The organism is Vibrio sp. 10N.222.49.A3, from assembly GCF_041475145.1.
GTDB classification, from domain to species: domain Bacteria; phylum Pseudomonadota; class Gammaproteobacteria; order Enterobacterales; family Vibrionaceae; genus Vibrio; species Vibrio tasmaniensis_A.
Genome location: NZ_JBFRVM010000215.1, coordinates 1 through 4,141 on the forward strand (window position 1 = coordinate 1; position 4,141 = coordinate 4,141).

General features: G+C 37.7%; 1 protein-coding gene and 1 pseudogene. Both read right to left on the reverse strand.

The genetic code is table 11. From position 1 onward, the window contains the following. Nucleotides 1-428, reverse strand: a pseudogene (locus tag AB4589_RS23270) (hypothetical protein); the annotation flags it as partial. Beyond that, the gene (locus tag AB4589_RS23275) at nt 331-4,080 is read right to left on the reverse strand and encodes a hypothetical protein (RefSeq protein WP_372101785.1); all 3,750 of its coding nucleotides are present in this window, start codon (nt 4,078-4,080) and stop codon (nt 331-333) included. The pseudogene AB4589_RS23270 and the gene AB4589_RS23275, both read right to left, overlap by 98 nt. Nucleotides 4,081-4,141 lie beyond the last annotated feature (61 nt).

Below are 4,141 nucleotides of genomic sequence, written 5' to 3' on the forward strand. Positions count from 1 at the left end.
TTTATGGCGCGTTTACGCTCAACCCAAGACGTTGAACCTCCCAGTTGCTCATTTTCCTGACCATCATAACTATTTGAAAAATAGCGGGGCATCACGGTTTCTGGGCTAAGCGAATCTAAAGCCTTAAATATAGGCTCGAAGTTTTCAAATGGTCTCGTACCGTCAGGAAATACTGAGCGGCTCTCCCAAAGCTGTATTATAATATTAAAGCATTGCTTCTTCGCTTCCTCATCTCCGTTCTCAGCTAAAAGAATCTGCTCAGATAGGTAATTAATCATCCAAGCTGTAATATAATCTAGGTCGTTTTCTTGAAAGCTAGAGATGAGTTTTTTACCTAAATTGATAACTTTTTCTTGTGTCTCTAAGTTTTCCGTCTCCAGATAAGATGAAGGTTTTGCTGTATCTTGGTATGTATCCGAGTTCATCATCTTTATTCCTATTTCTGTATGATCCTTTGAAAGTTCGCTGAATATTTACTTGTATAGCAATATCCACATCCAGTTGGTCACAGATAAGTTTTAAAAAGTTAAGAGATGCTGAGGCAGGGCTGCCAGAGCTTATGTAAAAATCTGGATCGTTGGGCTTATCCTCACTCCAGTATTTATTTTCAAGACATATGCTGTGGTCTGATAATAAAGTACAGCTCTTTTCATCCTCACTGTAAGTCACATTGATTACCTCAGTCACGCATTGGCTTAATTTATAGGGCTGAGCGTATATTATTCCAGAGAATGGGTCTTTCGGTTCAATATCATTGATTTCACCATCTGCGATCAGCCATTGCTTGCAACGAAACTTTTGATTGTTTTGATAATCGTAATCAGAATCGCAAAAGTTGTATAAATAACACTCACCAATATGACTATCGAAGTTAGCAGTTGTATGTAAAAGCGACTGACTTAGCTCTTTAGGAACCAAAATAGTAGAGAACGATATATGCTCGTTTCTACCATCCTTATATTCATCCCAGCAGCCCTCAACGTTAAGCCAAGTGGATGATTTGTCTTTGGCAATAAGCTGATCAATAAAGTCTGTTTCAACTATTTGCCATGGCCAGTCTTCATCATATTTTTCATTTAACCAATCCGGTTTGTAAATAGGTATAGGATCCCTAAGCTCAGATAGTAGTATACCGTTCTTATTAAGAATTAAGTGCTTGTTAAGCCATGCATCCCAACAATTAACGTCATCATCCTCCCCCTGAATTACTGGCATGGCCTCCAGTAATTTGGAGGCAACTTCAAGCATCAAATGATATGATATATAAAACCTGTAGTTGTCAATTTTAGGATAACTCGAACGTGAACTCTCTATGTCATGCCAATTTCTACGATTTTTCCAAAGGTCTGCTCTTGAATCTGGTATGTGTGAAGATTCAAAGCTCATTTCCCAGCGGTTAAATAAAACATCTTTAGCAAGATCTTCGACTTGCTCACTTGGAATACCAAAGACACGACCTAACGGTTCAAACCAGTATCTATCGAAGTCATAAGCAAACCAAACTTCTTGGAGATCGCCTAATGTATTTTTTTTATGCCAAGGTGAATCCACGCAATAGCGATATTTGTTTTCGTTAATTGTAGAGTGTGGCGACACACAAACTTTTTGAAGCTTTTCAAACGTAGATCTGTCGAAACAATCTGGCCTAAATTGCTGTAACGATAAGCATATTTGTTTTCCATAATATTTAAACAATATTCCACACTCATTATTCAAAGCGATTTCAGAAAACAAATTTTTATTATCTATCAATAAGTTAGTGCATTCGCTTGCACAACGAGTTAATGCTACGAGCAAATATAATTTGGCATGTAAATTATAAAACGTATACTTGGTCGGAACATAATATTTAGGTAGTCCCTCGTTGCAACATTCTATAAGCAAGTTGATTTCAGGCTGGCAATTAAGTTTGTATAATCTACGAACAGCATGCACAGCTCTCCACCGTTCCTCAGCTTGAGGTGAACCGAGATTTACATATATATAACAAACTAAAGCATGAGAGAGATTTTTGGGGACTTGTATAGAATCATTCCAACTACCATCGGCATAATCTTCTTCGATGTGCCTCTCAAGCCTAGATAAGCCAAAGTCTATTAATTCTTGGGCTTCTGCTATGTTTAGATTACTAGCACTGTAATGAGCAAAACTAAACAAGGCACTAGCTGATTCTATATCGACCGAGTTTGATAATCCCTTAATAACGCCTTCTTTTATGGCTACATTAGTACCTTCATTTAAGAAGAAACTATTCAACATATAGTCTCTTTCATAAATCGTAGTGAATCTAGTGGGATACCTAGATGCAATATACTTAACTGAATCATTCCAAGACTTTTCTACTGAGACCTTGTTTTTCCATGCATCAGGGATATTTTCAAATGCCCACCGAAGATCATAAAAATCTAGTTGTTCTGACTGACTAATTACATCTAGGAATGAACGTAATCTTCGTGAAGTAATCTTTTTATAGCATCCCCGCCAAAACTGTTCGGATTTCCTTGGGTAACCTTGGTTTTCATAGCACTGGAATGCATCTCTGAAGCCAGCGTCAGTTGACAAGTCAAATTGTCCGTAAAGCTTATCCCACTGATATTCTTCAGTTTCTTCTTTTTTCATTACACTAGGTAAAGAGCCAGCTCTATCTTGCTTTAAAGACGCTGCGAGCCGTTTAACTTCATCGTATGTTATACACTCCAGCTTATATTGCGTTGCTAATTTATGTATCTCTATCCACTTATCACCGACAATTCCTTGTGTTCTCAAAACTCGAACATAATCATCTAGCATTCGTTGCTGGTTATGCTTGGAATGGTCTTTGGCAAGACATTTCTTTAAAAAGTCAAAAAGTCCATATTCCCAAGAAAATGATGACAATGACCATAGTGAAGCTGGTGATGCAAGATCTGAGTCTACCGCATTATGCGCTAAAGCATATATTTGCCTTTCATGCCAACCTACGTTTCTATCCTTCCACCGACTTAATATGGGGAAAGTTGATTCTGACGAAAGTTGAAAACAGGTTGATACAGCATCATTGCGATCCCAATATTTTTCTCTGGCAACTGAATCACCAATCATTTCTGCACATCTCATATAGCGATGGGCAAGCGCTGGATTATTGACCCCACTTTGTGAACTGCGCTTAGCAATTGATGTTAATGCCTCCCAACGAATGACACCTTCTTCTCCAAAGTCTAATGCTTTGTTTAGCGCCTCATCAAAATAAGACGCGGCATCATCTCTGCCGACACAAAGGACTGCTCTTGATAATTTAATAAAGTGCTCTGAACGCGACTCTGGAGATTCGTCATAGTCATAGTTTCTTAAAGATGAATAACAATGTTCTTCTATTGACTCACTTAGCTCAAGAAGCTTATCGTTCCTACAACTAGCTCTAAGAAAATAGAAATCATCAACAAAAGATACTTTGAGTTTATTGTCGTTGTAATTTTTTACGAACAGAGCTTGTTCTTCTAAGAAGTCAGAGTTACAAAACAGGATGTTTTCAAACTTTGCCTTTGTAATTTCGAAAGGCACTGGTTCATATTCCCGATAAGAGCTGTATCCTATTTTTGAAGATATATTGTTTGCAGATTCATGCTCTTTTTTTAAGTTTATGTCTATACCTGATAAAACTTTAGCTCTTACCATATACCAAGGTAAAAGCTTACCAACTTGCTCTTTAGCTCGCTCTAACTCTCTCTTGGCTTCATAAGAATCATTCTTACTACTCCAGCTACTAGGAATATAATTATCCAAGCTTAAATCAAAATCACCTTTGAGTGCTGCATGAATAGATAAGTAGCGTAGAAGGCTCTCCCTTGCACCATCATATTGATGATCATCAGCAACACGATAGCACATGGGGAAATTGAAGTAATAATTAACCCCCCTTCGAATATTCGCGATAGGCAAGTCATGAATTAAACAGGCTTCAAAAAATGATAAGTATGCATCGGCTGTAAAACCGGTGTTGTGAAAAGATTCAGAAGGTTTATCTAACTTAGATTTCGGCTTAATAATTTGATTTAGGCAGCGAGTTAGGCAAGCTCTAGGAGAGGGTTTCCCCACTTTCATCAATTCTGAAGTGATAGCGATAATGAAACTAGGATTGTGCTTACTGATCTGCACCAGAAGT